This is a genomic window from Burkholderia sp. SIMBA_051 (assembly GCF_046534915.1).
Classification (GTDB): Bacteria; Pseudomonadota; Gammaproteobacteria; order Burkholderiales; family Burkholderiaceae; genus Burkholderia; species Burkholderia ambifaria.
The window spans coordinates 1-272 of record NZ_JAWRXS010000283.1 but is presented as its reverse complement, the minus strand read 5'-3'; the positions used below and the strand labels follow the sequence as shown (position 1 = coordinate 272).

Below are 272 nucleotides of genomic sequence, written 5' to 3'. Positions count from 1 at the left end.
CTGGGATGTTGATGTTCTCTGGCTGAATGGATGCTGACCAAACTGCTCTAGTGGCTGGCTTTCTTTCAATCCCTACTTCAGCAGCCCGTCGATCTAAAAATTCTCCCTGCGCTGTATCAGCAAAGACAAGCTCGAATACTTGATCAAGCCAAATATAGGACTGTGCCAGTTCAGCAGCAGCAGGTGCCAAGGCATTCCAAATCACGCTGTTTTCTCTTTTATCCACGTCATCTGGCAGTCTGTCTAGCATTCTTTCCATCAATGCTTCATAC

1 protein-coding gene is annotated in these 272 nt (G+C 46.7%); it reads right to left on the bottom strand.

Going from position 1 to position 272, the window contains the following annotated elements; translation table 11 throughout:
- On the bottom strand, positions 1 to 272 hold a 272-nt coding region (locus SB771_RS34545; protein ID WP_410721982.1), incomplete at both ends, for a baseplate J/gp47 family protein.